The organism is Streptomyces sp. NPDC041124 (assembly GCF_055592385.1).
Genome location: NZ_JBVIYR010000003.1, coordinates 409,464 through 434,446, shown reverse-complemented (window position 1 = coordinate 434,446; position 24,983 = coordinate 409,464). Strand labels below are relative to the sequence as shown.

Here is a 24,983-nt window from a genome sequence, read left to right as displayed (position 1 = left end):
AAAGCGAGGGGTGCGGGACTACTTCAGCTTGATCGCCGCACAGGCCGCCTTGTAGTCCGCCGTGCAGATGTCGGACACCTCGTAGATCCCGTCGGCGACGACGGTGTCCCCGATGTTGTCCTTCGTCAGGGCGACCACGGGGACGAGCTGCGCCGGGATGTCCTTGTCGGTGGGGCTGTCCACCCGGTCACGGGTCAGCGAGTCGAACTGGATGTCCCGGCCCTGGACCTTCGCCACGGCCATCTCCGCGGCGCTCTCGGCCTCGTCCGGGTAGGACTTGTAGACGCTCATGTACTGGTCGCCGGCGAGGATCCGCTGCACCGCCGCGAGGTCGGCGTCCTGGCCGGTGACCGGGGGCATCTTGGTCACGCCGGCCGCGCGCAGCGCCTGGACGATGCCGCCCGCCATGCCGTCGTTGGCGGAGTAGACCGCGTCGATGTTCTGCGCGCCGATCGCCTCGATCGCCTCGGCCATGTTGGCCTTGGCGTTCTCCGGCTCCCAGTCCTTGGTGTCGTAGGACTTGGCGATGGTCACCTTGCCCTTGAGCTCGGAGAGCGCGCTCGCCTTGAACTGCTTGGCGTTGGGGTCGGTCGACGAGCCGTTCATCATCACGATCTTGTCGGTGATGCTGATGTCCTCGCCGAGCGACTCCAGCAGGGAACGGGCCTGCACCTCGCCGACGAGCGCGTTGTCGAAGGAGATGTACGCGTCGATCGGGCCCTCGGCCAGCCGGTCGTAGGCGATGACCGGGATGCCCGCCTCCTTGGCCTTCTCCACGCTGCCCGCGATGTCCTTGGAGTCGACCGCGTCCAGCACGATGACGTCGACCTTGTCGTCGATCATCCGCTGCATCTGGCTCGCCTGCTTGTCGGCCTTCGACTCGGCGTTGGCGTACTCGACCTTGCCCTTGCTGTTGGTGAGGGCCTCCACCTTCGCCTTGAAGATGGGGTAGTCGAACTGCTCGTAGCGGGCGTTCGCCTTCTCCGGCAGCAGCAGGCCGACGGTGATGTCGTCCCCCCTGGCCGGGCTCGCGTCGTCGCTGCTGTCCGTCGCCTGGAGCATGCCGCAGCCGGCGAGCATGACGGACATCGAGGTGACGGCCACGGATATGGCGATACGACGCATGCGAGGGCTCACTTCAGGTGCGTTTTGGACGTGGGCACAGCTTTGCGGCCCATGTGACTGAAAAGCCAACGCTTCAGCCCCACCGGAGTCAAGGTCAACCACTTAACGAGATGGACACGACACCATGCGCTGACCTCGTGGAAGACCTGCGGACACCCGGCAAGGATCATCGGGACACGCAGCCATACCATAATCACAAACGTGTTCGCGCATAAGAGAAGGGGCCCGGAGGTTCACCAACCCCCCGGACCCCTTGGGCCACTTGACCTGCGCGATCAGTCCGGCTGCTGCCGCTTCGGCCGCCACACCACCAGCGCGCTGGTCTGCTGCACCTCCTGGTACGGCACCAGGTCGCGGCGGTAGGACGCGTGCACCGCGGCCTCCCGCTGACGCATCGCCGCCGCCGCGCCGTCGAGCGCGGCCTCCATCTCGGCCACCCGGGCCTGGAGGGCCGCGACCTGGTTCTCCAGCTCGATGATGCGCTTGATTCCGGCCAGGTTGATGCCCTCGGTCTGCGACAACTGCTGCACCTGACGGAGCAGTTCGATGTCGCGCGCCGAGTAGCGCCGGCCCCGGCCCGCCGTGCGGTCCGGCGACACCAGACCCAGCCGGTCGTACTGGCGCAGCGTCTGCGGGTGCAGGCCGGAGAGCTGGGCCGCCACCGAAATGACGTAGACCGGGGTGTCCTGGGTCAGTTCATACGGATTGCGTCGACGGCCGTCCATCTGAAATCAAGCTCCCTTCGCGGCCTGGAACAGCTCCGCCCGCGGATCCTCCTCCGCGGTCGCCTCGCGATACGCCTCCAGCGCTTCACGAGCCTTCCCCGACAGGTCCCCCGGAACACTCACCTCGACGGTGACCAGCAGATCCCCGCGGGTGCCGTCCTTGCGGACCGCGCCCTTGCCCCGCGCCCGCATGGTGCGGCCGTTGGGCGTGCCCGGCGGCAGCTTCAGCGTGACCGGCGGGCCGCCCAGCGTGGGGACCCGCACCTCCCCGCCGAGAGCCGCCTCCGGATACGTCACCGGGACGGTGACGGTGAGGTTGTCGTCCTTGCGGCCGAACACCGGGTGCGCGCCGACGTGCACGACGACGTACAGGTCGCCCGCGGGTCCGCCGCGCTCGCCCGGGGCTCCCTTGCCGCGCAGCCTGATCCGCTGGCCGTCGCTGACCCCCGCCGGGATGCGCACCTGCATCGTCCGCGAGGACTTGGCCCGGCCGCTGCCCTTGCAGATGTCGCAGGGCTCCTCCGCGATCAGCCCGCGGCCCTTGCAGTCGGGGCACGGGTCGGTGAGCGAGAAGCCGCCGCCGGAGCCCCGCGCCACCTGCCCGGTGCCGACACAGGTCGGGCACACGCGCGGTGTGCCGTTCTTGTCGCCGGTTCCCGAACAGGCCTTGCAGGCCGCCTGCGACGACATCCGCAGCGGGACCGTCGCACCCTCGATCGCCTCGGTGAAGCTCAGCGTCACCTCGGACTCGATGTCCTGGCCGCGGCGCGGCTGGGTACGCGTGGTCCCCGTGCCGCCGCGGTTGAACAGGCCCCCGAAGACGTCACCCAGGCCGCCGCCGAAGCCGCCGCCCGCCTGGCCGCCGGCACCCTGACCCCCGAAGAGGTCACCCAGGTCGAAGTTGAAGGAGCCGCCGCCCGCGGCGCCCGGCCCCGGACGGAACCCGCCGTTGCCGAAGAGCGCGCGCGCCTCGTCGTACTCCTTGCGCTTCTTGGGGTCACCGAGGACGTCGTTCGCCTCGGAGATCTCCTTGAACCGCTCCTCCGCCTTGGTGTTGCCCTTGTTGGCGTCCGGGTGGAACTCGCGGGCGAGCTTCCGGTACGCCTTCTTGATCTCGGCCTCGGTGGCGTCCTTGGGGACGCCGAGGACCTTGTAGAAGTCCTTCTCGATGAAGTCCTTGGTGCTCATCCCCGACGTCCCTCCTTCCCTGCGTCAGCTTCCGCGTCAGCCCTCCTCGGGGCCACCGCTCTCCTTGTTCTCCGAACCGTCCTGCGCCTCGGTGCTCTCCTCGGCCGGCTTGACGGTCTGCGCGCCCGGCTGGGGCTCGGCGACGGCCACCCGCGCGGGGCGGATGGTGCGCTCGCCGATGCGATACCCCGGCTGGAGAATCGCCACGCACGTCGTCTCCGTGACGTCCGGCGCGTAGCTGTGCATCAGCGCCTCGTGGATCGTCGGGTCGAAGGGCTCGCCCTCCTTGCCGAACTGCTGGAGGCCCAGCTTGGCCACCGTGGACTCCAGCGACTCGGCGACCGACTTGAAGCCGCCCACCAGCTCGCCGTGTTCACGGGCGCGGCCGATGTCGTCGAGGACGGGCAGCAGCTCGGTCAGGAGGTTCGCCACGGCGACCTCCTTGACCGCGACGCGGTCCCGCTCGACCCTTCGGCGGTAGTTCTGGAACTCGGCCTGGAGGCGCTGGAGGTCCGCCGTGCGCTCGCCGAGCGCCGAGCGGGCCTGGTCCAGCTGCGCCACCAGGGCGGCGCTCTCACCCGCGTCCCCGGCCGGGGCCGCCTCCTCCTCGGAGGGAGCGGCGGCGGCCTTCGGCTCGGTTTCGTCGGAGGGGACGTCGGGCTGCTGCGACTGCTCGTCGAAGCCCGGGGTCTCCTCGGTCACGCCGCACCGTCCTTACGGTCCTCGTCGACGATCTCGGCATCGACGACGTCGTCGTCCGCCTTCGCCTCACCGGCACCGGCGGACGCGCCACCGGCGGCCTGGGCGCCCTGGGCGTCGGCGTACATCGCCTGGCCCAGCTTCTGGGAGACGGCGGCGACCTTCTCCGTGGCGGTGCGGATCTCGGCGGCGTCCTCGCCCTTGAGCTTCTCCTTCAGCTCGGCGACGGCCGACTCGACCTCGGTCTTGACGTCACCGGGGACCTTGTCGGCGTTGTCGCTGAGGAACTTCTCCGTCTGGTAGACGAGCTGCTCGCCCTGGTTGCGCGACTCGGCGGCCTCGCGGCGGGCGTGGTCCTCCTCCGCGTACTTCTCGGCCTCCTGGCGCATCCGGTCGACCTCGTCCTTCGGCAGCGAGGAGCCACCGGTGACGGTCATCTTCTGCTCCTTGCCGGTGCCGAGGTCCTTCGCCGTGACGTGCATGATGCCGTTGGCGTCGATGTCGAAGGACACCTCGATCTGCGGGACGCCGCGCGGCGCCGGCGGCAGACCGGTCAGCTCGAACATGCCGAGTTTCTTGTTGTAGGCCGCGATCTCGCGCTCGCCCTGGTAGACCTGGATCTGCACCGACGGCTGGTTGTCCTCGGCCGTCGTGAAGATCTCCGAGCGCTTCGTCGGGATCGTGGTGTTGCGCTCGATCAGCTTGGTCATGATGCCGCCCTTGGTCTCGATGCCGAGGGACAGCGGGGTGACGTCGAGCAGCAGGACGTCCTTGACCTCGCCCTTGAGTACACCGGCCTGGAGCGCGGCGCCGATCGAGACGACCTCGTCCGGGTTCACACCCTTGTTGGCCTCCTTGCCGCCGGTCAGCTCCTTGACGAGCTCGGCGACGGCGGGCATACGGGTGGAACCGCCGACGAGGACGACGTGGTCGATCTCGGACAGCTGGATGCCGGCGTCCTTGACGACGTTGTGGAACGGCGTCTTGCAGCGCTCGAGCAGGTCGGCCGTGAGCTGCTGGAACTGGGCGCGGGTCAGCTTCTCGTCGAGGTGCAGGGGGCCCTCGGCGGAGGCGGTGATGTAGGGGAGGTTGATCGAGGTCTCGGTGGACGAGGACAGCTCGATCTTCGCCTTCTCGGCGGCCTCGCGCAGACGCTGGAGCGCCATCTTGTCCTTGGCCAGGTCCACGCCGTGCCCGGACTGGAACTGCTTGACCAGGTAGTCGACGACACGCTGGTCCCAGTCGTCACCACCGAGGTTGTTGTCACCGTTGGTGGCCTTCACCTCGACGACACCGTCGCCGATCTCCAGCAGCGACACGTCGAACGTACCGCCACCGAGGTCGAAGACCAGGATGACCTGCTCGTCCTTGTCCAGGCCGTACGCCAGGGCGGCGGCCGTGGGCTCGTTGACGATGCGCAGCACGTTCAGACCGGCGATCTCGCCGGCCTCCTTGGTCGCCTGACGCTCGGCGTCGTTGAAGTACGCCGGGACGGTGATGACCGCGTCCGTGACCTTCTCGCCCAGGTACGCCTCCGCGTCGCGCTTCAGCTTCTGCAGCACGAAGGCGCTGATCTGCTGCGGGTTGAAGGGCTTCCCGTCGAGCTCGATCTTCCAGTCGGTGCCCATGTGACGCTTGACCGACCGGATGGTCCTGTCGACGTTGGTGACCGCCTGACGCTTGGCCACCTCGCCGACCAGCACCTCACCGTTCTTGGCGAAGGCGACGACGGACGGCGTGGTCCTGGCGCCCTCGGCGTTGGTGATGACGGTGGGCTCGCCGCCCTCCAGAACGCTGACGACGGAGTTAGTCGTGCCCAGGTCGATGCCGACCGCACGTGCCATGGTGATTCCTCCAGCTGACTTGAGTGGAACAGACTCAAGCATGCATGACGCCCGCCGCAGGGTCAACAGAGCTGAGCCCACCGGACTCAACTCTTATCCGTTCCTTACGCGCAACCGCCCCGTGACCTGCGCGGATTCACTGGAGGAGCGTTGACGGGCCCGGAAAGCAGGGGGGACGGGAAGACGCACCAGCGTCACGACGGCCACGACGACGGCCGCCGCCACCCACAGCACCGCACCCCCGGACATCCGTCCGGTGTGCACGCCCACCCCGACCAGTACCCCGCCGAGCGAGGCCACACCGAGCAGGACCGCCACCGCGCGGGGAGCGACCCCCAGCCGGCGCAGCCGGTGCCCGACGTGGTCCGGCCGCCCGCGCGTGAGCGGCCACCGGGCCAGCCGCCGGCCGAGGAGCACCAGGGCGGCGTCCGCGCACACCACGGCGGTCAGCGCGAACAGCACGCCCGCGGTGGCGCCGGCCTCCTGCCCCGCCCGGACGAACACCGCCGCGGAGGCGATGGTGAAACCGGTGAACAGCGAGCCGCCCGCCCCGAGACCCGCCCGCGCGGGGTGCCAGTTGTGCAGCAGGAACCCGGCGAGCGCGGCGGCCAGCACGCTCAGCAGCACCGCGACGCCGTCCATCAGCTCGGCCGCCGCGCAGGCCGCCACGGCGAACGCCGTCACCGTCCCCACACCTCCGGCGAGCCCTTCGGCGTGGTCCAGCCCCCGGAACGCGGCGGCGACCGCCACGATCCACACCGCGGCCAGCACCCCGCCCGCGGCCCCGGTCTCCCCGTACGGCACGACGAGCACCGCCGCCACGGCCGTACCGGCGAGCGGCACCCACCACCGCAGCCGCCACACGTCCACGGCCAGTCCGAGCACGCCCACCCACGCGGCGGCGGTCAGCAGGCGCCCGACCCCGGTGCCGAGCGGGGCGAGGCCGGCCGCGTCACCGACGGCCGCGACCAGCCCGGTGACCAGCGCGACGGCCGCTCCCCCGGACAGCGGCAGCGCCTGCCGGCGTCTGCGGTCCAGGAGTCCCAGGCGCAGGGCGGGGGCCCGCAGCACCGCCGTGAAGAGGGCGGACAGCAGCAGGGCGGTGGCGGCGGCGGCGATCCCGTAGAGCACAGATATACGTTAGGGGCATATGGACCGATTTGGCGCGAATAACACGATCAGATCCCGGACGCCATCCGGGACACCCGCCCGGGCGCCCGCCAGGCCACCTTCCGAGGTCACCCGGGTAGGCAACCCTCAGCGATTCAGATCACCCCGTGCCCGGCTACAGTGCGGCCGGAGATACGGGTAGTCTCGAACGGACTGCATAAGTTACCGCTTAGTAATCTCGGGGAAGCCGTACTGGAGCCCCGGGACCACCCGGAATCCCTCTCGAAACCCTCGCAGGCCCGAGGAGCCCCCATGCAACTCGCCGCGATCATCGTGTCGCTGGTCCTGGCCGTGATCGGCGTTGCGCTGCTCGCACGCGCGATCGGCCAGTTCGTCCGGTACTTCAAGCTGGGCCAGCCGGTCCCGGCCGGCGCCCGGACCGACAATCCCTACCAGCGCAGTGTGACCCTGGTGAAGGAGTTCCTCGGCCACACCCGCATGAACCGCTGGGGCATCGTCGGCATCGCCCACTGGTTCGTCGCCGTCGGCTTCCTGACGCTGCCGCCGACCCTCGCCCAGGCCTTCGGCCAGCTCTTCCAGGCCGACTGGGTGCTGCCCGTCATCGGCGGCTTCCTGCCGTTCGAGATGTACATCGAGTTCATCGGCGTCATGACCGTCATCGGCATCGCCGTCCTCATCGTCATCCGGCTGCTGAGCCTGCCGACCCGCCCCGGCCGCAAGTCCCGCTTCACCGGCTCCAAGTCCGGCCAGGCGTACTTCGTCGAGACCGTCATCCTCACCATCGGCCTCGCCATCTACGTCCTGCGCGGCCTCGAGGGCGCCCTGCACCACGTCGACAGCTACGAGGCCGCGTACTTCGCCTCGTACCCGCTGGTCCTCGCCTTCGACGGCCTGTCCGTCGAGACGCTGCAGAACCTGGTCTACCTGGTCGCCACGATCAAGATCGGGACCTCGTTCGTCTGGATGATCGTCGTCTCCCTCACCCTCAACATGGGTGTGGCCTGGCACCGCTTCCTCGCCTTCCCGAACATCTGGTTCAAGCGCGAGGCCGACGGCGGCACCGCCCTCGGCGCCCTCCAGCCGATGACCTCCGGCGGCAAGCCCATCGACTTCACCGACCCCGGTGACGACGACGTCTTCGGCGTCTCCCAGGTCGAGCAGTTCTCCTGGAAGGGCCTTCTCGACTTCTCCACCTGCACCGAGTGCGGCCGCTGCCAGTCGCAGTGCCCCGCCTGGAACACCGGCAAGCCCCTCTCCCCCAAGCTCCTGATCATGTCCCTGCGCGACCACGCGCACGCCAAGGCCCCCTACCTGCTGGCCGGCGGCGGCAAGACCATGGAGGGCGAGGAGAAGGCGTCCGAGGAGCAGCTCGCCGGCGTCCCCGCCGCGGCCCTCGCCGAGGCCGAGCGCCCGCTCATCGGCACCGCCGAGGAGAACGGCGTCATCGACCCCGACGTCCTGTGGTCCTGCACCACCTGCGGCGCCTGCGTCGAACAGTGCCCCGTCGACATCGAGCACGTCGACCACATCGTCGACATGCGCCGCTACCAGGTCATGATCGAGTCCGCGTTCCCGTCCGAGGCGGGCACCATGCTCAAGAACCTGGAGAAGAAGGGCAACCCCTGGGGCCTGGCGAAGAAGCAGCGCCTGGAGTGGACCAAGGAGGTCGACTTCGACGTCCCGGTCGTCGGCAAGGACATCGAGGACCTCACCGAGGTCGAGTACCTGTACTGGGTCGGCTGCGCCGGCGCCCTGGAGGACCGCGCCAAGAAGACCACCAAGGCCTTCGCGGAGCTCCTCCACATCGCGGGCGTCACGTTCGCCATCATGGGCGGCGACGAGAAGTGCACCGGTGACTCCGCCCGCCGCCTCGGCAACGAGCCCCTGTTCCAGGAGCTCGGCATGGAGAACGTCTCCGCGCTGAACATGGCCTTCGGCGAGGAGACGGACGACGAGGGCAACGTCACCGAGGAGTCGAAGAAGCCCAAGTCGGCGAAGAAGATCGTCGCCACCTGCCCGCACTGCCTCAACACCCTCGGCAACGAGTACCCGCAGCTCGGCGGCGACTACGAGGTCATCCACCACACCCAGCTGCTGCAGCACCTGGTGGACGAGGGCAAGCTCATCCCGGTCACCCCGGTCGAGGGCCTCATCACCTACCACGACCCGTGCTACCTGGGCCGCCACAACAAGATCTACACGCCCCCGCGCGAGATCATCGGCAAGGTCCCGGGCCTGCGCAACGAGGAGATGCACCGCCACAAGGAGCGCGGCTTCTGCTGCGGCGCCGGCGGCGCCCGGATGTGGATGGAGGAGCGGATCGGCAAGCGCATCAACAACGAGCGCGTCGACGAGGCCCTCGCCCTCAACCCGGACATCGTCTCCACCGCCTGCCCGTTCTGCCTCGTCATGCTGACCGACTCGGTCAACGGCAAGAAGAACGACGGCAAGGCCAAGGAGTCCATCCAGGTCGTCGACGTCGCCCAGCTCCTGCTGGAGTCCGTCAAGACCCCGGTCGACCCGGCCGGCGAGGACGAGAGCGAGCCCGCTCCCGAACCCGAGCCGGTGAAGTAGCGGCGGGTGAGTGAAGCGAAGGGGCCGTCCGACCGGACGGCCCCTTCGCCGTGTCCACCCCCGGCCCTCCCTCGCCGTGTCCGCCCCACCCTTCCCCGCCGTGTTCTCCGGCTGTCCCTCGCCCGGAGGACACGCTCCTCCCCGCCCCCTCCGCACGACGGACACCCCGGCTGACGACCCCTTAGGGGATGTCACAGCTCGGCCGCAATGCCCCGCCCGAACGCCTGCGCCCGGCACGCGACAGCCCGGGAGCAGGTACGTTCGACGACGTGGCTGGATTCAGGATCGGACGCGGCCGGAACAACAACGGCGCTCCCAACGCGCGACCGCAACACCCCCCGCACGGGCAGCAGACGCCGCCGGGGCCGTCGTACGGCTACCCGCAGGCGCCACAGCCGCCGTCGTACGGACCGGGCGGCGGGGGCGGCAGCCCCTGGCCGCAGGCACACGGCGGCCGCGGCGCACACGGGCACGGCGGCCCGGGCGGCTACGGCGAGCCGGAGTACTTCGGCGACGGCGCCTACCCTCCCGGCTCCCACGGCGCCCCCCACGACCCGTACGCCGCGAACAACCCGGGCCACACCCAGGCCTTCTCGATCAACGACGACCCCTACACCCAGGGCGAGACCTACCACGCCGGCTCCGCCCCGCCCCCCGGCCCGGTCGGCCCCCGCCTGCGCTGGAAGGACCTGCTGAAGGGCATCGTCCTGTCCCCCGCGCAGACGTTCCTCCAGATGCGCGACTACGCCATGTGGGGCCCCGCCCTCGTCGTCACCTTCCTCTACGGCCTGCTCGCCGTCTTCGGCTTCGACGGCGCCCGCGAGGACGCCATCAACGCCACCCTGTCGAACGCGGTCCCGATCGTCCTGACGACCGCCGTCGCCCTCGTCCTCAGCGCCTTCATCCTCGGCGTGGTCACCCACACCCTGGCCCGCCAGCTCGGCGGCACCGGCGCCTGGCAGCCCACGGTCGGCCTCTCCATGCTGATCATGTCCATCACGGACGCGCCGCGCCTGGTCGTCGCCATGTTCGCCGGCGGCGACGCCTCCTTCGTCCAGCTCCTCGGCTGGGCGACCTGGGTCGCGGCCGGCGCCCTGCTCACGGTCATGGTCAGCCGCTCCCACGACCTCCCCTGGCCCAAGGCCCTGGGCGCCTCGGCGATCCAGCTCATCGCCCTGCTGTCGATCGTGAAGCTCGGCACCTTCTGACCCACCGGGCCACAGCGACAAGGGGCTCCCCGCACCGCGGGGAGCCCCTTCTCGTCCTGCCGCCGCCCTCAGGCGTCGAGCACCTGCCCGTCCCGCCGCACCACCGGCGGCTGAACGCTCCACGGGAAGTTGATCCACTCATCGGTCCGCTTCCACACGTACTCGCACTTCACCAGCGACTGCGTCTTCTCGTAGATGACCGCGCTGCGCACCTCGGCGACGGCGTCGAGGCAGAAGTCGCGGACGAGCTTGAGCGTCTTGCCGGTGTCGGCGACGTCGTCGGCGATCAGCACCTTCTTGTCGGTGAAGTCGATCGCGTTGGGCACCGGCGCCAGCATGACGGGCATCTCCAGCGTGGTGCCGACCCCGGTGTAGAACTCGACGTTCACCAGGTGGATGTTCTTGCAGTCGAGCGCGTACGCGAGCCCGCCCGCCACGAACACCCCACCGCGCGCGATGCTCAGCACCACGTCCGGCTGGTACCCGTCGTCGGCGATCGTCTGGGCGAGTTCACGGACCGCGACGCCGAACTGCTCGTAGCTGAGGTTCTCCCGCACGCCGCTCACACCTGGGTCCGGTGGAAGTTGAGGTACGACCGCGAGGCCGTCGGCCCCCGCTGGCCCTGGTACCGGGACCCGTACCGCTCACTGCCGTACGGGTGCTCGGCCGGCGAGCTGAGCCGGAACATGCACAGCTGCCCGATCTTCATCCCGGGCCACAGCTTGATGGGGAGCGTCGCGAGATTGCTGAGCTCCAGCGTCACGTGCCCGGAGAAACCGGGGTCGATGAACCCGGCCGTGGAGTGCGTGACGAGCCCGAGCCGCCCGAGGGAGCTCTTCCCCTCCAGCCGCGACGCCAGATCGACCGGCAGCGAGATGACCTCGTACGTGCTGGCCAGCACGAACTCACCGGGATGCAGGATGAACGGCTCGTCCCCCTCCGGCTCCACCAGCCGCGTCAGGTCCGACTGCTCCACCGACGGGTCGATGTGGGGGTACCGGTGATTCTCGAACACCCGGAAGAAGCGGTCGAGGCGTACGTCGATGCTGGACGGCTGCACCATGGATTCGTCGTAGGGATCGATCCGCACCCGCCCGGCGTCGATCTCGGCCCGGATGTCCTTGTCTGAGAGAAGCACGCCCCGAGAATACGCAAGGCGCGCGGAACGCCCACCACCGGCCGCCCCGCGCGCCCGCGCCTTCTGCCTGTTCCGCCGGTCCTACTGCCTCTGCAGGCTCACCGGCACGACACTGCGAAGCCGCGCACAGCGCGGACACCGCAAGAGCCGGCCGGGGCCGAGTCGCTCGGCCTGCTGCATCGGGAACGAGGTGGCGGTGAACACGTGCCCATCGGCACAGCGGACGACGGTGCGCTCCATCAAGTCCAAGAGTCCCTTCCCCAAGAACCGCGCCTGGCTTGCTGCCCTGACGACAAAAGCCACGTTACGGGATCAAAGGAACGACCCTCCAGGCGGCACCCCGCACCCACACCGCCGCTCCACCGTACGCCCCGACGACTGCCCCCCGCAGCCGCTTCCAATCCCTGAAACACCATCAGGCCCCCGGGCCTTGAACACCGGGAGCCTGCCATGGGGTAGAGTGAGCGAGCGTCCGGACACCGCTCGTACGGCGGGGTCTGGATCTTTCGCGGGTGTAGTTTAATGGTAGAACATCAGCTTCCCAAGCTGAGAGCGCGAGTTCGATTCTCGTCACCCGCTCCATGAGAAACCCCAGGTCAGCGACCTGGGGTTTATTCTTCGTCTCTGAACGCTTCTCATCCTGAGCGCCAGGCGATGTCGATGGCGTGAATGGCGGCGACCGTGCGGCCGATGCGATTGGTGGTGCACCGGGCCTTGTGGAGGGTCCGCCATTGTTTGAGGCGGGCGAAGGCGCGTTCGCCCGGCGCTCGCAGCCGGGCGTGGTGGCGGTTGTACCGCTGGTAGTGCTCGGGAAGTTCGTGGTGGCGGTAGTAGGGAGTGCGGACAGTGGCGCCGGCGCCCTGGCAGGCGCGGTCGGCCAGGACGAGGAGCCGGCGGGACGGGCAGGCTTGGATCACCCTGTGTGCGCGGGCCGCGGTCAGGTCGTGCGTGCGGCCGGGCAGAGCCCGGGAGAACCACAGCGGTGTTCCGTCCGGGGCGGCCACGACCTGCACCTTCATCCCGTGGCGGCGGTGCCTCATCGAGTGGTGCGGCTCGTCCGCTGCGATACGGTCGGTGGGGATCAGGGTGCCGTCGAGGATGACGAACCCCTCCGGCGGCGGTTCGCGCAGGGCTTCGTGCAGACTCGGGGCGCGTTCGGCGAGGATGTCGACCGTTTCGCTCACGTACCGGCCGGCGGTGGCGGTGGAGACGCCGAACCCCGCGGCGACCTGGGCCGGGGTCTCGTTCTTGCGCAGGTGCACCACGACCAGCAGAGCCTGCCGGAAGCAGCCCAGCCTGCGCCGGCGGGAGTTCAGCTCGCACCTTCGGGCGCAGATGAGCCAGGAAACGTGCTCAACGACCTCGTGAGGGACGTCGGGCATGACCCGATACGGGACCAACAGGGCTCCGGTGCCGAGGCGTTGGCGAGTGAGATCACCAGCCGCAACGACCAGGAGCCCTGCCGCGTCACGGCCCCCGACCGTCAGCCGTCATCGCCCGCGAGCCACAGGATGAGAAGCGTTCTCTGACTCTTCGGTGCTTTTCGTACCCTCATGCACTCGAAGATGGGGCACACGGAGGGAACGGATACTCAGTTGAGGCCCGTCAACCACTGCTCCTCACGTCAGTGCACACTGCTGACCTGCGGTTTCACGTCAAGCTATGCAAGATCGAACGGGGAGAGCCCTCAGCCTGATGTTCCCCGGAAAATGCTGCCGGACGGTGCGTCGCATGCACCGCACACAAAGCTTTCGGGCCGGCTACGCCGCCGCACTGCCCTGACCACCACTTGCCGGCATCCGCAGCGTGTGATCACCGAAGTCGGCAACCAGGTCCAACCTGCCACCGAGCGCTTCGACGTAACGTGCGATGACATCGAGAGTGGCGCCCTCGCCGTGCTCGATCTGGGACACGCGAGCGATGCTCACACCCATACGGGCAGCCACATCCCTCTGGGCCAGCCCGTACTGCTCGCGCGTCTCAGCGAGTTGATGACCACGGGCTTCCGCCAGCAGTCGAGGTGAACCGGCTTCCACCTCAGCGGGATCCACACCGGCCGAGTACAGATCCTGCTCCAGGGTCTCCCAGTCCTGCGGGGTAAGGCGAAGATGATCCGGATCTCGGACCGGCCACCTGACCCCGGCCTCAGCTCCTTGAGGTGATGCAATTCCGATCCCTTCAGCCGGTCAACTAGGGGGTGTCTGACAATTCCGGTCTGATCAGCGAGATTCGGCTGAGCTGGCAATCCGGAGGTGCGCCGATCGGCTGGGGGGACTGGGCAGTGGCTACGAACGGCGGGCCAGTAGATGGGTGTCGAGGAAGCCCCGATCAGAGGATGGATCGTGGATCAGCCGGGCGAAGGGATCGAGCCCAGCATCGCCCAGCAGTTCGGCGAGGCGATCCACCGGCCAGCTGTAGGCGGGCGCCACCTTGTGGTCGAACCGGACCGGTACTTGTCCGTCGGTCCCGAAGAAGGAGACCAGGAGCAGACCGTTCGGTGCCAGGACGCGTACCTGTTCGGCGAGCAGCTCCGGTAGTTCCCCCGGAGGGGTGTGAATCATTGAGTAGTGGGCCAGCACGCCGCCGAGCGCGGCGTCCTCGATCGGCAGGGATTCCATCCGCGCCTCTTGGAAGCGCAGCGCCGGATGGGCCTGCCGGGCGTGGCCGACCATGCCCGGGGCAAGGTCTAGTCCGAAGGCGTCCAGGCCGAGTTCGTGCAGCATGGCTGTCAGATGTCCGGGCCCGCACCCGACGTCCGCTGTCCGCAGGTTGCCCGTCGCGCGCACCAGTTCGGCGAAGGTGCCGATCATGGCCCGGGAGAAAGGCTGTGTTTCCAGCCGGTTTGCGAACAGCGATGCGTACAGCTCGACGACACCCTCGTAGGCCGTCCTGGTCTCGTCCAGATGATTCGCCACGGGCAGGACTCTATAGCCGGTCTGATAATTGATCTTGTGGCAGGTCGAGGTGAGTTGACGGATGCGGCATGGAGGCGGATAGAGCCCCTTCTGCCCCAGGTGGACGGACGGGGCCGTCCGTGGCGTGATCACCGGCAGGTGGTCAACGGGGTGCTGTGGCGGCTGCGGACCGGGGCTCCGTGGCGGGATCTTCCCGACCGGTTCGGGCCGTGGCAGACCGTCTACGAGCGGTTCGCCCGCTGGGATGCGGACGGCTCGCACTCCTGCCGAACCCGGTCCGATCAGCGGATTCACCCGTCCTTACGACAGCCCCTCACCACCCGGAACACCACCTGTCAGGCGGCAAAGGCACGTCAGACGATGTCGTGGATGTTGTGCTCGGTCAGGTCGGATGCGTGCCGGGCGACAGTGCCGTAGTCGGCATCGTCGTGGAGGACAGCCAGGCCATGGTGGGCGGCAGTGGCTGCGATGACGAGGTCTACTGCCGAGGCACTGCGATGCTCCCCGGCCTGAGCCATACGGTGTTGCACCGCGCTGATCCAACGCCCTGCGTTCTTCGGCACCGCCGCATCGGGATAGAGGTCGGAGAACATTTCCGCGATCTCGTCGTACTCGCGGCGGTTCCGAGCGTTGTACAGGAACTCGGTGCGTTGCACGTAGCAGGATGCGATGGCCCCGGCATCGATCGCGTCGTACCAGGCCACTTGCAGTTTCGGATCGCGGAGCAGCCGGACCAGGCCGGACGTGTCGAGCAGGTAGATCACCGGCTGTGCTTCTCCGCCCTGTGCAGACGCTCGGCGTCCTCGACGGCACCCCACTCGCGGGCACGCTCGAAGTGACGGCTGATGCGCGCCGCACGCTCCTGCTGCTCGGCGTAGAAGTTCAGAGCGAGATTGACCGCCTCCTTCTTGGTCCGGACGTGGGCCAGCGCCATGACTCGCTCCAGGGCGTCGTCGTCGATGTCGATCTGGGTCACGGACATATCACGCCTCCCGCACAATGTTGGTGATGTACATAGAAGAATACGTCACCAACATTCGCCGTCCACATGTCGGCTCCCGGTGTTGCAGTCGCGACGGGCCCTCCAGACCAGCCTCAGAGACGATGCGGTCCGTCCGGTGCAGGCATTGAGCGCTGTGCGGCCCGGCTACTGGTCGCTCCCATGCCCACAGCGTGCCCTAAGAGTGGACAACCACGGTCACCAGCGGTGCCACCAAGCACTCACGCCTACAGTCGCGATACGAATCCGTGCAGGTCAGCAGCTACGCGGCCGCGCAAGCGCCGTCGCTTCCCAAGCTGAGAGCGCGAGTTCGATTCTCGTCACCCGCTCCATGGTGAAGCCCCAGGTCAGCGACCCGGGACTTGTTGTTTGTCTAGACCATTTTCAGGGCACCGCGCCCTCCGCGTGCCCTGAGGACGACGAGAACGACTCGGGCCGAGCGACGGTGAAGACAAAGGGCGACCCGGGCGGCGCCGTTGACCTCCCGTCGTCCGGTCTCCAGACGAACGTCGACCTGGGTGACCGGCTCGGTGCAGTGCCGCGCACATCGATCGGCACTCGTCGGTGATCAGAGAGTCGTACCCGGCGGGCCCACGATCGCCCGCAGTGCCGCGAGGTGGCCGCGATACGCGTCCTCGCCCTGCCGGGTCAGCCGAAGCCACACACGCTGCCGGGTGTCACGGAGGGCCTTGCGCTGCTCGACGTAGCCGGCGTCCATCAGCACGCCGACATGCTTGCTCAGTACGGAGGCGGAGACGCCCAGTTGCTGCTGCACCAGACCGAACTCGGCCTCGCCTGCGGCGTCCAGCAGGGCGCAGACGCGCAACCGGTTGGGGGCATGGACAACCACGTCGAAGCCCTCCATCAGCTCGCGTCCTCCGGCACTCCCGCGGCATTGCGGTGCAGGCGCACGAATGCGAGGTGACAGCCAACGGAGACGGCGACGCCGGTCAGCGAGGCCGCGATCAGCCAGATCGGGCGGCCGGTGACGCGAAAGGCCAACGGCGCCCCCACCATCAGCACGGGCAAGCCGGCCGCGATCGGAACGATCGCCCGCCTCGGCAGCACGTCCAGCCGCAGCGCCACCCCCGTACGGTCACGCCAGGCCCGCGTCGCGACAGCCTGAAGCCCTCCGTGCACAGTGATGACCGCCACCAGCACGCCCATCCAGGCCAAGCGCGAAAGCAACCATTCCCTGCTGGCCCTGGCGCCTCCGACACAGATCGGAATCGCGGCGATGTAGAGCGTCAGCGAGACGAAGAGCCAGGTCGGCCTTGGAGTGGCCGACAACGCCTCGGTCGAGACCCGGATCCGATCGGCGTCGGTCAAGGCGGCACGAGCTTGCTCCGGCATGTTTCGCGCCGCGTTTGTTTCCCTCCGGAAAGCGTGGCGGAGAGTTTCCGAGATGGAAAGAGAAGGTTGCCGATACGCAAGCACCCCTTGCCGTGGCTGTCGGACCAATGAGGGTGGGCCCCAGGGCGCACGGTAGGCCAGGCCGCCCCTACGATGGACGCTGTATTACTTGCTGTCGTACATTGCAGCCATGGCTACCCAGCGTGCGGGAAACACCGAGAACGTCTCCGTCTCCCTGCCTGCCGACCTGCTCGCCGTGCTGCGGGAGCGGACCGGGAAGCGCGGACTGTCCTCCTACATCACGGAGGCTGTCCGGCATCAGCTCGAGATGGACGGCCTGGCGGAGATCGTCGTCGCTCAGGAGTCCGAGCACGGTCCTCTGACCGAGGCGGAGATCGAAGCCGCGGCCCGGGAGCTCTTCGGCGACGCCGGAAGCGAAGGAAGGCACGCTGCGTGAAGGAGGGCGCCGTCCGCTCGGTCGTCCTCGATTCGCAGGCGCTGTCGCTGCTCCTGCGCAGCGACCGCGCAATGACGGCCCGCATCGAGGCGACCCGCAGAGCGGGTCTGCCCGTCCGCGTCTCGGCGCTGACCGTCGTCGAGGCGGCGCACGGCAAGACCGACATGCCTCGCCTGCACTGGTACCTCTCCCGCCTCCGGCTCGAAGCCGTGACACCGGAGGACTCGCTCGAGGCGGTGAAGCTGCTGAAGGAGGCCGGGGGACTGCACGGGCACAAGTACGCGATCGACGCCCTGGTGGCCGCGATGGCCCTGCGCTCCCCGGCCCCGGCCCTCGTCCTCACCTCGGACAGGGACGACTGGACCAGACTCTGCGGTGACCGCGTCATCATCCGGGACGTCTGACGTCCAGGACAGACCGTGCGCAGCCGCAACCGGGCTCCTACGCCCCGCCCACTCCCCGGCCCGGAACAGACGCTTCGAAGCACTCCGCCATCTCCTCAGCGGGCCGCCGAGCCGCGTGCCCGTACAGACGGACAATCACGGTCCGCAGCGGTGAGTCCCGGCACCGGCGGTACAGGTCGCACTCCGCGAGACTGCAGGTCAGAAGCCGATGGCCGCCCAAGCGCCGTCGCTTCCCGAGCTGAGAGCGCGAGTTCGATTCTCCGCGGTCGCGTGGAACGCCGACGCTCGAAGGCGAAGTGGCCGCGCGGGGAACAGCCGGTGCGTCCGGCGCGGTTGCACCGACCGAGGGGCCGGCGCCGGACGGCGGGAGCACTGAGGCCGCAAGGTCATCCGCCCTACCAGGATCCGGGCTCCAGTGTCGCGGCACGCCCGCCGCGTACTCGGGTCATACCAGCAGGAGGACTTTTCATGACTGACCGGCCCTTGACGCTCATGGCAGTACACGCCCACCCCGACGACGAGGCCACCGGAACCGGAGGTGTCCTGGCGCGGTACGCGGCGGAAGGCATCCGCACGGTTCTCGTGACGTGTACCGATGGTGGTTGCGGTGACGGGCCGGGGGGTGTCAAGCCGGGCGATCCCGGGCACGACCCGGCGGCGGTCGCCTTGATGCGTCGTCAAGAACTCAAAGCGAGCTGTGACGTCCTGGAGGTCAGCGATCTGGAGATGCTGGACTATGCCGACTCCGGGATGGCGGGCTGGCCGAGCAACGACGCCCCCGGATCCTTCTGGCAGACCCCCGTGGAGGAAGGCGCGGCCCGACTCGCGGAACTCATGCGGCACTACCGGCCTGATGTGGTCGTCACCTACGACGAGAACGGCTTCTACGGCCACCCCGACCACATCCAGGCCCACCGCATCACGATGGCGGCGCTGGAGATGACCGCGCTGACACCGAAGGTGTACTGGACCACGATGCCCCGCTCGGGGATGCAGCGGTTCGGCGAGATCATGCGCGAGTTCCATCCGGACATGCCGGAGCCGGACCCCGCCGAGGCCGCCGCGATGGCCGAGATCGGCCTCCCTGACGATGAGGTCACCACGTGGGTGGACACCACAGCGTTCAGCGGTCAGAAGTTCGACGCGTTGGCCGCGCATGCCAGTCAGGGCGAGAACATCTTCTTCCTCAGGATGGGGAAGGAGAGGTTCGGCGAGTTGATGGGCACGGAGACCTTCGTACGTGTCCAGGACGCCACCGGCGCGGCCCTGCCCGAGAATGATCTCTTCGCCGGACTGCGCTGATCCGCCCGGGGGACCGGTCGGGAAAGCGCACCGACCGGACGGCCGATCGAGCGGGTCGCTTACGGCGCTTCGGCGGTGCTCCCATCAACATCGACCGGTCCACATGTCGGCTCCGGTGTACGCGGTCGTGACGGGCCCCTCCAGGTCAGCCCCGCGGGCCCTCACCGGTGATGCCCTGCCCGCCCCTGCCCCACGCCGTCCTGACATCCAGCACAACGAGCGGTCCGGCAAGGGTTCCCGGTCACAGCGCAAGGAGGGCAGGAAGCCCCGTCGGGGCAGGGTGACCACATGGGTCCCCCGTCCCGACGGGGCTCGGTCGGGCGGCGGGTCACCGGCTTCTGGCAGAGGCCGGTGCCGTGGGCGGCGCTTCCCGGCTCAGCCGAAGTTCACGTCGCTGCACCACATGTAGGCCTGGTCGAGGTGCGAGGCCTGCCAGATCACGAACACGATGTGGTGTCCGGTGTAGCCCGAGGTCTGGACGGGGAACGTGATGTTCTGAGCCGGGGCGAAACGGCCGGTCTGCGTGATGAAGTCGAGGTTGCCCCAGCCCAGGGTCTGGGTCTTGGGGTCGAAACCCTGCTTGCTGACGTAGACCTTGAAGTAGTCGGCACCGTGGGACGCCTGGTCGTACAGGTGGACCGAGAAGTTGTTGCCGACGGTGGTGGTCTTCCACTGCCCGGGCGTGTTCAGGCTGGCGTTCCTCGAGAGGTTGTTGCTGCAGAGCGTCCCGTCGGGGGTCCGTGCCTGGAACTGGCCACCGAGGCCGTCGCGGAGCGCACTCATCCAGTTCCACATGGTGTCGGGGTTGGCCTGGAAAGCCTGCCAGCACATGGGGTCTTCGGTCCTCATGGCCGGGTTCGTGTGGTTGCTGCCCCACGTCTTCCAGCACTGGTACGCGCGGGTGGCGGGGCCGACGACGGTGCCGTGAGCCTGGGCGGGGGCCGACCAGGTCAGTGCGCCGACAACTACGGCGAACAGCATGACGAGCACCTGGAGAGGCCGGCGGAGGGGCGACCGCGAACGCCCGGTCGACGAACTTTGTTTGCGCATGTGGGGGGAACTCCTTCCAGTGGCAAGCTGCAATGGGAGCGCTCCCAACGGTAGGCCCGATGAGTGAAATGTCAATGGAACAAACGGAGTTGATCACAGGGATGGCCGGTGAGCAGGCACTCTGCCGTGAGCCGGGAGTCAGGACCGTTCCCGGACCGGAACGCGAGGATGCGGCCTGGACCGATCTGCGGGAGCGATGCCAGGAAAGGGCGTTCGCAACATGGCAAGGCAAGTCGCCTGGTAGGAGCGGAGAACCGGCGGCGGGCCCTGGCGCTCACCCGTCTGCGGGCGTCGGCGGAGGAGGGCGCCTTCGACCTCGATCTCTTCGAGGACAAGAGGAACTACCGCCGGTGAACGCCGAGCAGTACGGCTGGGACCAGGCGGCAGCCGCCGGGCTCGTCGCCACCTGCCCCATCACCGAGCCGGAGTTCTTCTACAGCACGCGTTCCACTGCCGACCGCACACCAGGCATCGAGGACATGCGCCTGCTCTTCGGCCGGGTGCCGGTCGACGATCGCGCCTACGATCGCGCCTGACGGGTCCAGGAGGTCCTCACTCAGCGCGGGCAGCACCGCAGCGCCGGCGCCGTCGACCTCGTGGTGGCCGCCACGGCCGAGTTGCAGGGACTGACACTGCTCCACCGCGACCGGGACTTCGAGTGCATCGCCGCCGTCACCGGCCAAGCGCTCCAGTGGTACGGGCCCGCAGCCGGCAAGTGAACCAAGGGAGCGCCGCCCTTTCACCCGAAGCTGCCCCGTTCCGCTCAGGCTCTGCGCATGTGCGAAGGCGCCCCCTGACTGGAGACCGGTGGGTGACGCGTGCCGGGGGCACGGCATCGGGTCGGCTCGGTCGTCGCGCCCCCTACCCATGGCGTGCCCGTAGGAGCGGACACCCACGGTCGACATCGGCGCGAACCGACCCGGCTCGCCGACGGCTCCTCCGTGTGGTGCGCACGGCGTCACTGTGGCGCTTCGCACGGGCGTTGCTCACGAGGTCGTCCAGCCCGGCGGCGACCTCACGCTGCCGGTCCTCGTCCGCGTGCCGGTCTGGGGCATTGCCGGACGTCAGCGGGATCTCAGATTCATCTCGGCTTTGTCGACAAGCTTTCTGTAATAAGGCCAAGCCGGCAGTCCGGCTGACCTCTCCGCGTCCCGATGGGCCAAGAAAGGGGCCGCCTTGTATTTGAGCTTGGCCAAAGAGGGCGACCAAAGGTCGAGGAAGTCCTTTTCGTTGACGTACCCCTTGGCGCAGTAGAAACCAGCGACGTCGAGAGTAGCCAATGCTCTATTGGCACTCCGGTACTCATCTGGACTGAGCTCCGAAACCTCTCTGTCGAGGTTGAAGAGAATGTGCCTGCCGGCTTGCAGTTCGGGGGAGATGAGCGTCTCGTGCAGCTTGAGAGTGAGGTCTCTCCTGTCGAGCCTCTTTCGATCGATGAGCGAGAAAATGCTGATTCCGAGCGCAAGGATGGAAATGGCTATTCCGGCAAATTGCATGCCGAACCTCCGATGATCAGTCAGGTATATCTCGGCGCGTGCATGCGTGCGCGCGTGATTCTTGTTCGGCCCAGTTTAGAGTGGATCACCTGGAGCCAGGGAGCGAATCGTCCCTTTACCGCCGGCAGGAGACGAGCCATGTGAAAGGGGCGCCACTACGCCTGACACGAGCGTCGGTAGATCACCGCGGCCGAGTGCATTGCCTCGCAGCAGGCTCCACGGCCGGACTCGGCGGGCCCCTTCCGTTCCCTCGCGGCGCAGGGCGGTCACGAGCCTGCCGACGCAGCGCGGGCTCAGCCCGACTCCTCACCGGCCTTCCGGACCGTCGGCCAGGCGGCGCCGCCACCAGCGGTCAGAGCGCCACTGACGATGAGCCGCGAACTGATCCGGCAGTGTGCGCTCGAGATACCTGACGTCCAGGGGACGCACTCGGTCCCTGAGCTCGGCCAGTGGCCTGGGGGGCAACTGCCGCAGGACTTCCTCAAGCACATCGCGGGCGTGTCGGACGTCCTCGAAGGAACAGCCACGGCATGAACACCCCGTCTCCTGCGGATACAGGGGTCGTCGGCCCGGTGTGTGCAGGAACGCTTCGTATCGCCGCAGCGCGCGGTCGGTAGCGCCGGGGTAGAGGTAGTAGTCGCCCGAGAATCTCTCTACACGATCTATCGCCACGCTGGTCCGGGACGAGAGACCGTGGATCCGGTCCGGGGGCAGGCTCCGAGGGACACGAGGAGACTGTTCAGCGCGTAGCGCGCCGGGCCGTCTACGCGGCATCGGCCTTTCGGTACGAGGTCATGAGCATCATGATGCCAGCATCTGCCGTGCGATGACGGCCAGGAAGCCACACCCGACACTCCCCTGTGCCGCCACGCGCTACGGCAAGCGCGCGGTCCGCTACGAGGTCCTCAGACGACGTCGAACTCGTTGCCCTCGGGGTCCTGCATGGCGGCGGCGTAGAGCCCCGCCTCCGGCTCGTCCTTGATCCTCAGCACGGTGGCACCGGCCTCGACCAGCTGGTCCACCGCGGCCCTGACCCGCCGCGCGCGGACGTCCAGCGGGACGTCACGGCCGCCACCGACCTTCAGGTCGAAGTGCCACCGGTTCTTGGCGGTCTTGGGCTCCGGAACCTGCTGGAACCACACGCGTGGTCCGCGCCCCGCCGGATCGACGATCGACTCCGGAACGTCGCCGGCCCCGGTCGGCAGCTCCTCCGCGGGCACCCCCATCGCCTCCCAGTAGGCGCGCCACGTGGCGTGCCCGTCCGGCGCGGGCTCGGGCACGTAGCCCAGGGCCCGGGCCCAGAACGCCACCATTCTCTGTGGATCGGAGCAGTCGATCGTCAGCTGCACTGTCATCTCCATGTCCGAAGCCTCCCAGGCAGGTCTGACAGACGGTCCACTCCTTCTTCCGGATGGCCCACGCGGGCGGACGACCCGGCGTGACCACGAGCAGGTGGTGGCCTGCACGGATCACGGGAGGGCGCCGGTTCATCTCGTGGGGTCGAGCGGGAGGGCGTCGGTGTACGCGTTCGCCGGCTTGGTGATCTTCTCCACGGAACGGGCGTCGAGCGCGGCGGAGGCGGAGCTCGTGCCCAGGGTTCCACCGGGGTGCCAGGTGCCCGTGACGGTCACCCAGGTGTCGGCCGGCGGGGCCGAGGTGCGGTGGATGCGTACTTTCACGGACTGGGCGTCCGCCGCGCAGCAGGAGATGACGATCCGGTTGAGGAACCAGTGGTCGTCCCGCTCGCCGGAGGTGACGAATCCCGTCAACTGGACCGTGCGCCCCTCGATGGCCCGCGTGCGGTCCTGCTGCACGCGGCGGGTGAAGTCCGACAGGGTCATCACAAGCGGTGAGGTCGCGGGCAGCGGGGCGAAGTCGTCCTCGTACGTGACGGTCTTGGGCGGTTGGCGGGAGGCGGTGTACGCGCCGAGAGCGGGCGGAGCGTAGAACAACAGGCTCAACGCCGGGAGGAAGAGCAGCCACGCGGTACGAGGTGCGCCGGAGTGGCTGTGCCCGTGGGCGCTGTCGCCGTGGTCCGTGTGTCCGTCGCCGTCGCGCCGTCGGGCGTACGACACCGCGTCCGCCACGCCCAGCAGGATCAGCAGGGCTCCGGAGGCGATGAGCATCGGGCGCATCCCCTCCTTGACGTACCGCAGGTACAGGTCGGTGAACAGGGACACGCGCAGCAGGCCGATGCCGCTGAGGACGAGCAGGGTCGCCTGGAGCGGACGTCTCACAGCAGGACTCCTCCGATCAGCACGCTGAGCAGAACCGCCACGACCACGGTGGCGGCGGAGAACCGGATCGCGAACGCCTTGCCGAAGGTACCCGCCTGCAGGGCGATCAGCTTCATGTCGACCACCGGACCGACGACCATGAACGTCAGCCGCGCGGTCGGTGAGAATCCGGTGAGCGACGCGGCCACGAACGCGTCGGCCTCCGAACACAGCGCCAGTACGATCGCCAGCCCGGCCAGGAACAGCACGGACAGCCAGGGCGAACCGGAGAACGTGTCCAGCACGGAGCGGGGCACCGCCACGTTGAACGTGGCCGCCGCCATCGCGCCCACCACCAGGAATCCGCCCGCGTGCAGGAAGTCGTGCTGGAAGCCGGCCCGGAACTCCCGCCACCGGCTGCCACCCGTCTGATGCCCATCGCGCCGCACGGCCGGTTTCAGCCACTCGGCCCGCCCCAGCCACAGCCACAGCCAGCCCATCACCAACGCCGTCCCCAGCGAGGCCAGCAGCCGGGCGGCGACCACGGCCGGGTTCCCGGGGAAGGCCACCGCGGTGGCCGTCAGCACCACTGGGTTGATCGCGGGCGCCGACAGCAGGAACGCGAACGCGGCCGCGGGTGTGACGCCCCGCCCGATCAGGCGGTTCGCCACCGGAACCGACGCGCACTCGCAGCCCGGCAGCACGACGCCCGCCGCACCGGCCACCGGCACGGCGAGCACCGGCCGGCGGGGCAGCACACGGTTGAACACCCGTGCCGGCACGAAGGCGTTGATGGCGCCGGACAGGACCGTCCCCAGCAGGAGGAAGGGCAGCGCCTGGACGGTCACGGCGAGACAGATGGTCCGCCACGCCTGCACCATGGGCGTGTCCAGGTACCGGCCGCCGAGGTAGAGCACCGCTCCGGGAACCGTGGCCGCGCCCAGCAACAGAAGCGGCCAGAACCGGAGCCAGGCGGGGGTGGCGTCGTCCTCCACCGCTCCGACCGCGTCGGCGGTCTCGTCCTCCCCAGCCCGTTCTTCTGTTGTCTGCATGCCAGCTCCGCCTGTCAGATGTTCCGATCAACATAACGGGCGTCTGCGCGCACGGAATCCGCCCGCGCCAGCCCCCGCGGGCCACGTTCGTCGGTCTCCCGCGCCT

The 24,983-nt window shown here is 68.7% G+C and carries 25 protein-coding genes, 1 tRNA gene and 5 pseudogenes; 9 read left to right on the top strand and 22 right to left on the bottom strand.

What is annotated here, in order from left to right; all coding sequences use genetic code 11:
• Nucleotides 1-18: 18 nt before the first annotated feature.
• From ACZ6A9_RS10310 to ACZ6A9_RS10285, 6 genes are all read right to left on the bottom strand, one after another.
• The gene (locus ACZ6A9_RS10310) at nucleotides 19-1,125 is read right to left on the bottom strand and encodes a sugar ABC transporter substrate-binding protein (RefSeq protein WP_468982037.1); all 1,107 of its coding nucleotides are present in this window, start codon (nucleotides 1,123-1,125) and stop codon (nucleotides 19-21) included.
• Between the two features lie 275 nt (nucleotides 1,126-1,400).
• Entirely contained in the window at nucleotides 1,401-1,850 is a 450-nt protein-coding gene (locus ACZ6A9_RS10305) for a heat shock protein transcriptional repressor HspR (protein ID WP_468982035.1), read from the bottom strand.
• 6 nt (nucleotides 1,851-1,856) lie between these two features.
• Nucleotides 1,857-3,038, bottom strand: a complete 1,182-nt coding sequence (dnaJ, locus tag ACZ6A9_RS10300) for a molecular chaperone DnaJ (RefSeq protein WP_468982032.1) — start codon at nucleotides 3,036-3,038, stop codon at nucleotides 1,857-1,859.
• A 36-nt stretch (nucleotides 3,039-3,074) separates the two neighbouring features.
• Nucleotides 3,075-3,740, bottom strand: a complete 666-nt coding sequence (gene grpE / locus ACZ6A9_RS10295) for a nucleotide exchange factor GrpE (RefSeq protein WP_468982029.1) — start codon at nucleotides 3,738-3,740, stop codon at nucleotides 3,075-3,077.
• On the bottom strand, nucleotides 3,737-5,581 hold the full coding sequence (gene dnaK, locus ACZ6A9_RS10290) for a molecular chaperone DnaK (protein WP_468982027.1): 1,845 nt from the start codon (nucleotides 5,579-5,581) through the stop codon (nucleotides 3,737-3,739). Before dnaK ends, grpE begins: the two co-directional genes overlap by 4 nt.
• A gap of 93 nt (nucleotides 5,582-5,674) precedes the next feature.
• Nucleotides 5,675-6,712, bottom strand: a complete 1,038-nt coding sequence (locus tag ACZ6A9_RS10285) for an MraY family glycosyltransferase (protein ID WP_468982023.1) — start codon at nucleotides 6,710-6,712, stop codon at nucleotides 5,675-5,677.
• A gap of 291 nt (nucleotides 6,713-7,003) precedes the next feature.
• Between ACZ6A9_RS10285 and ACZ6A9_RS10280 the strand changes: the two genes are divergently transcribed.
• Entirely contained in the window at nucleotides 7,004-9,286 is a 2,283-nt protein-coding gene (locus ACZ6A9_RS10280) for a heterodisulfide reductase-related iron-sulfur binding cluster (protein ID WP_468982021.1), read from the top strand.
• Between the two features lie 188 nt (nucleotides 9,287-9,474).
• Nucleotides 9,475-10,494: a Yip1 family protein gene (locus tag ACZ6A9_RS10275; RefSeq protein ID WP_468982016.1), complete on the top strand. Its 1,020-nt coding sequence runs from the start codon at nucleotides 9,475-9,477 to the stop codon at nucleotides 10,492-10,494.
• A gap of 68 nt (nucleotides 10,495-10,562) precedes the next feature.
• Here the strand turns inward: ACZ6A9_RS10275 and ACZ6A9_RS10270 are convergent, their stop codons facing one another.
• Both ACZ6A9_RS10270 and dcd read right to left on the bottom strand, forming a co-directional pair.
• Complete coding sequence (locus tag ACZ6A9_RS10270; protein WP_189557441.1) at nucleotides 10,563-11,060, bottom strand: phosphoribosyltransferase; 498 nt, start codon at nucleotides 11,058-11,060, stop codon at nucleotides 10,563-10,565.
• Nucleotides 11,057-11,632, bottom strand: coding sequence for a dCTP deaminase (gene dcd, locus ACZ6A9_RS10265; RefSeq protein ID WP_189557440.1), 576 nt, complete (start codon nucleotides 11,630-11,632; stop codon nucleotides 11,057-11,059). Before dcd ends, ACZ6A9_RS10270 begins: the two co-directional genes overlap by 4 nt.
• Before the next feature lie 508 nt (nucleotides 11,633-12,140).
• Between dcd and ACZ6A9_RS10260 the strand changes: the two genes are divergently transcribed.
• Nucleotides 12,141-12,214: transfer RNA gene (locus ACZ6A9_RS10260), tRNA-Gly, on the top strand.
• Nucleotides 12,215-12,267: 53 nt separating this feature from the next.
• Here ACZ6A9_RS10260 and ACZ6A9_RS10255 read toward each other — a convergent pair.
• The 4 genes and pseudogenes from ACZ6A9_RS10255 to ACZ6A9_RS10240 all read right to left on the bottom strand — a co-directional run bounded on the left by ACZ6A9_RS10255 (nucleotide 12,268) and on the right by ACZ6A9_RS10240 (nucleotide 14,547).
• The gene (locus tag ACZ6A9_RS10255; protein WP_468982009.1) at nucleotides 12,268-13,014 is read right to left on the bottom strand and encodes a transposase family protein; all 747 of its coding nucleotides are present in this window, start codon (nucleotides 13,012-13,014) and stop codon (nucleotides 12,268-12,270) included.
• Nucleotides 13,015-13,392: 378 nt separating this feature from the next.
• Nucleotides 13,393-13,668 carry a helix-turn-helix domain-containing protein gene (locus tag ACZ6A9_RS10250; protein WP_468982007.1) on the bottom strand — a complete coding sequence of 92 codons (276 nt, stop codon included), beginning with the start codon at nucleotides 13,666-13,668 and terminating at the stop codon, nucleotides 13,393-13,395.
• Nucleotides 13,669-13,733: 65 nt separating this feature from the next.
• Nucleotides 13,734-13,829: pseudogene (locus ACZ6A9_RS10245) on the bottom strand (type II toxin-antitoxin system RelE/ParE family toxin); the annotation flags it as partial.
• 88 nt (nucleotides 13,830-13,917) lie between these two features.
• Nucleotides 13,918-14,547 carry a class I SAM-dependent methyltransferase gene (locus tag ACZ6A9_RS10240; protein ID WP_468982004.1) on the bottom strand — a complete coding sequence of 210 codons (630 nt, stop codon included), beginning with the start codon at nucleotides 14,545-14,547 and terminating at the stop codon, nucleotides 13,918-13,920.
• A 36-nt stretch (nucleotides 14,548-14,583) separates the two neighbouring features.
• Here ACZ6A9_RS10240 and ACZ6A9_RS10235 point away from each other — a divergent pair.
• Nucleotides 14,584-14,805, top strand: a pseudogene (locus ACZ6A9_RS10235) (transposase); the annotation flags it as partial.
• A gap of 95 nt (nucleotides 14,806-14,900) precedes the next feature.
• Here ACZ6A9_RS10235 and ACZ6A9_RS10230 read toward each other — a convergent pair.
• The 4 genes from ACZ6A9_RS10230 to ACZ6A9_RS10215 form a co-directional block, all read right to left on the bottom strand.
• Complete coding sequence (locus ACZ6A9_RS10230) at nucleotides 14,901-15,311, bottom strand: PIN domain-containing protein (RefSeq protein ID WP_468981998.1); 411 nt, start codon at nucleotides 15,309-15,311, stop codon at nucleotides 14,901-14,903.
• Nucleotides 15,308-15,529: a type II toxin-antitoxin system VapB family antitoxin gene (locus ACZ6A9_RS10225; protein ID WP_468981993.1), complete on the bottom strand. Its 222-nt coding sequence runs from the start codon at nucleotides 15,527-15,529 to the stop codon at nucleotides 15,308-15,310. The genes ACZ6A9_RS10230 and ACZ6A9_RS10225 overlap by 4 nt, the downstream gene beginning before the upstream one ends.
• 586 nt (nucleotides 15,530-16,115) lie before the next feature.
• Nucleotides 16,116-16,412 carry a transcriptional regulator gene (locus ACZ6A9_RS10220; RefSeq protein ID WP_468981988.1) on the bottom strand — a complete coding sequence of 99 codons (297 nt, stop codon included), beginning with the start codon at nucleotides 16,410-16,412 and terminating at the stop codon, nucleotides 16,116-16,118.
• Entirely contained in the window at nucleotides 16,412-16,876 is a 465-nt protein-coding gene (locus tag ACZ6A9_RS10215; protein WP_468981982.1) for a hypothetical protein, read from the bottom strand. Before ACZ6A9_RS10215 ends, ACZ6A9_RS10220 begins: the two co-directional genes overlap by 1 nt.
• A 214-nt stretch (nucleotides 16,877-17,090) precedes the next feature.
• On the opposite strand from ACZ6A9_RS10215, the gene ACZ6A9_RS10210 reads away from it, so the two are divergent.
• From ACZ6A9_RS10210 to ACZ6A9_RS10200, 3 genes are all read left to right on the top strand, one after another.
• Nucleotides 17,091-17,357 carry a ribbon-helix-helix domain-containing protein gene (locus ACZ6A9_RS10210; protein WP_468981977.1) on the top strand — a complete coding sequence of 89 codons (267 nt, stop codon included), beginning with the start codon at nucleotides 17,091-17,093 and terminating at the stop codon, nucleotides 17,355-17,357.
• Nucleotides 17,354-17,761: a type II toxin-antitoxin system VapC family toxin gene (locus ACZ6A9_RS10205; RefSeq protein WP_468981974.1), complete on the top strand. Its 408-nt coding sequence runs from the start codon at nucleotides 17,354-17,356 to the stop codon at nucleotides 17,759-17,761. The genes ACZ6A9_RS10210 and ACZ6A9_RS10205 overlap by 4 nt, the downstream gene beginning before the upstream one ends.
• A gap of 468 nt (nucleotides 17,762-18,229) precedes the next feature.
• Entirely contained in the window at nucleotides 18,230-19,063 is an 834-nt protein-coding gene (locus ACZ6A9_RS10200) for a PIG-L family deacetylase (RefSeq protein ID WP_468981971.1), read from the top strand.
• Between the two features lie 375 nt (nucleotides 19,064-19,438).
• On the opposite strand, the gene ACZ6A9_RS10195 is transcribed toward ACZ6A9_RS10200, so the two are convergent.
• On the bottom strand, nucleotides 19,439-20,113 hold the full coding sequence (locus ACZ6A9_RS10195) for a lytic polysaccharide monooxygenase auxiliary activity family 9 protein (protein ID WP_468981968.1): 675 nt from the start codon (nucleotides 20,111-20,113) through the stop codon (nucleotides 19,439-19,441).
• 249 nt (nucleotides 20,114-20,362) lie between these two features.
• Here ACZ6A9_RS10195 and ACZ6A9_RS10190 point away from each other — a divergent pair.
• Nucleotides 20,363-20,467 (top strand): annotated as a pseudogene (locus tag ACZ6A9_RS10190) (type II toxin-antitoxin system VapB family antitoxin); the annotation flags it as partial.
• Nucleotides 20,464-20,832: pseudogene (locus tag ACZ6A9_RS10185) on the top strand (PIN domain-containing protein). The pseudogenes ACZ6A9_RS10190 and ACZ6A9_RS10185, both read left to right, overlap by 4 nt.
• A 345-nt stretch (nucleotides 20,833-21,177) precedes the next feature.
• Here ACZ6A9_RS10185 and ACZ6A9_RS10180 read toward each other — a convergent pair.
• From ACZ6A9_RS10180 to ACZ6A9_RS10160, 5 genes and pseudogenes are all read right to left on the bottom strand, one after another.
• Complete coding sequence (locus ACZ6A9_RS10180; protein ID WP_468981966.1) at nucleotides 21,178-21,609, bottom strand: hypothetical protein; 432 nt, start codon at nucleotides 21,607-21,609, stop codon at nucleotides 21,178-21,180.
• Nucleotides 21,610-21,819: 210 nt separating this feature from the next.
• Nucleotides 21,820-21,906: pseudogene (locus tag ACZ6A9_RS10175) on the bottom strand (IS5/IS1182 family transposase); the annotation flags it as partial.
• A 608-nt stretch (nucleotides 21,907-22,514) separates the two neighbouring features.
• Nucleotides 22,515-22,970, bottom strand: a complete 456-nt coding sequence (locus ACZ6A9_RS10170; protein ID WP_468981963.1) for a VOC family protein — start codon at nucleotides 22,968-22,970, stop codon at nucleotides 22,515-22,517.
• Nucleotides 22,971-23,096: 126 nt separating this feature from the next.
• Complete coding sequence (locus ACZ6A9_RS10165) at nucleotides 23,097-23,846, bottom strand: TIGR03943 family putative permease subunit (protein ID WP_468981960.1); 750 nt, start codon at nucleotides 23,844-23,846, stop codon at nucleotides 23,097-23,099.
• Nucleotides 23,843-24,877: a permease gene (locus ACZ6A9_RS10160; RefSeq protein ID WP_468981958.1), complete on the bottom strand. Its 1,035-nt coding sequence runs from the start codon at nucleotides 24,875-24,877 to the stop codon at nucleotides 23,843-23,845. The genes ACZ6A9_RS10165 and ACZ6A9_RS10160 overlap by 4 nt, the downstream gene beginning before the upstream one ends.
• Nucleotides 24,878-24,983 lie beyond the last annotated feature (106 nt).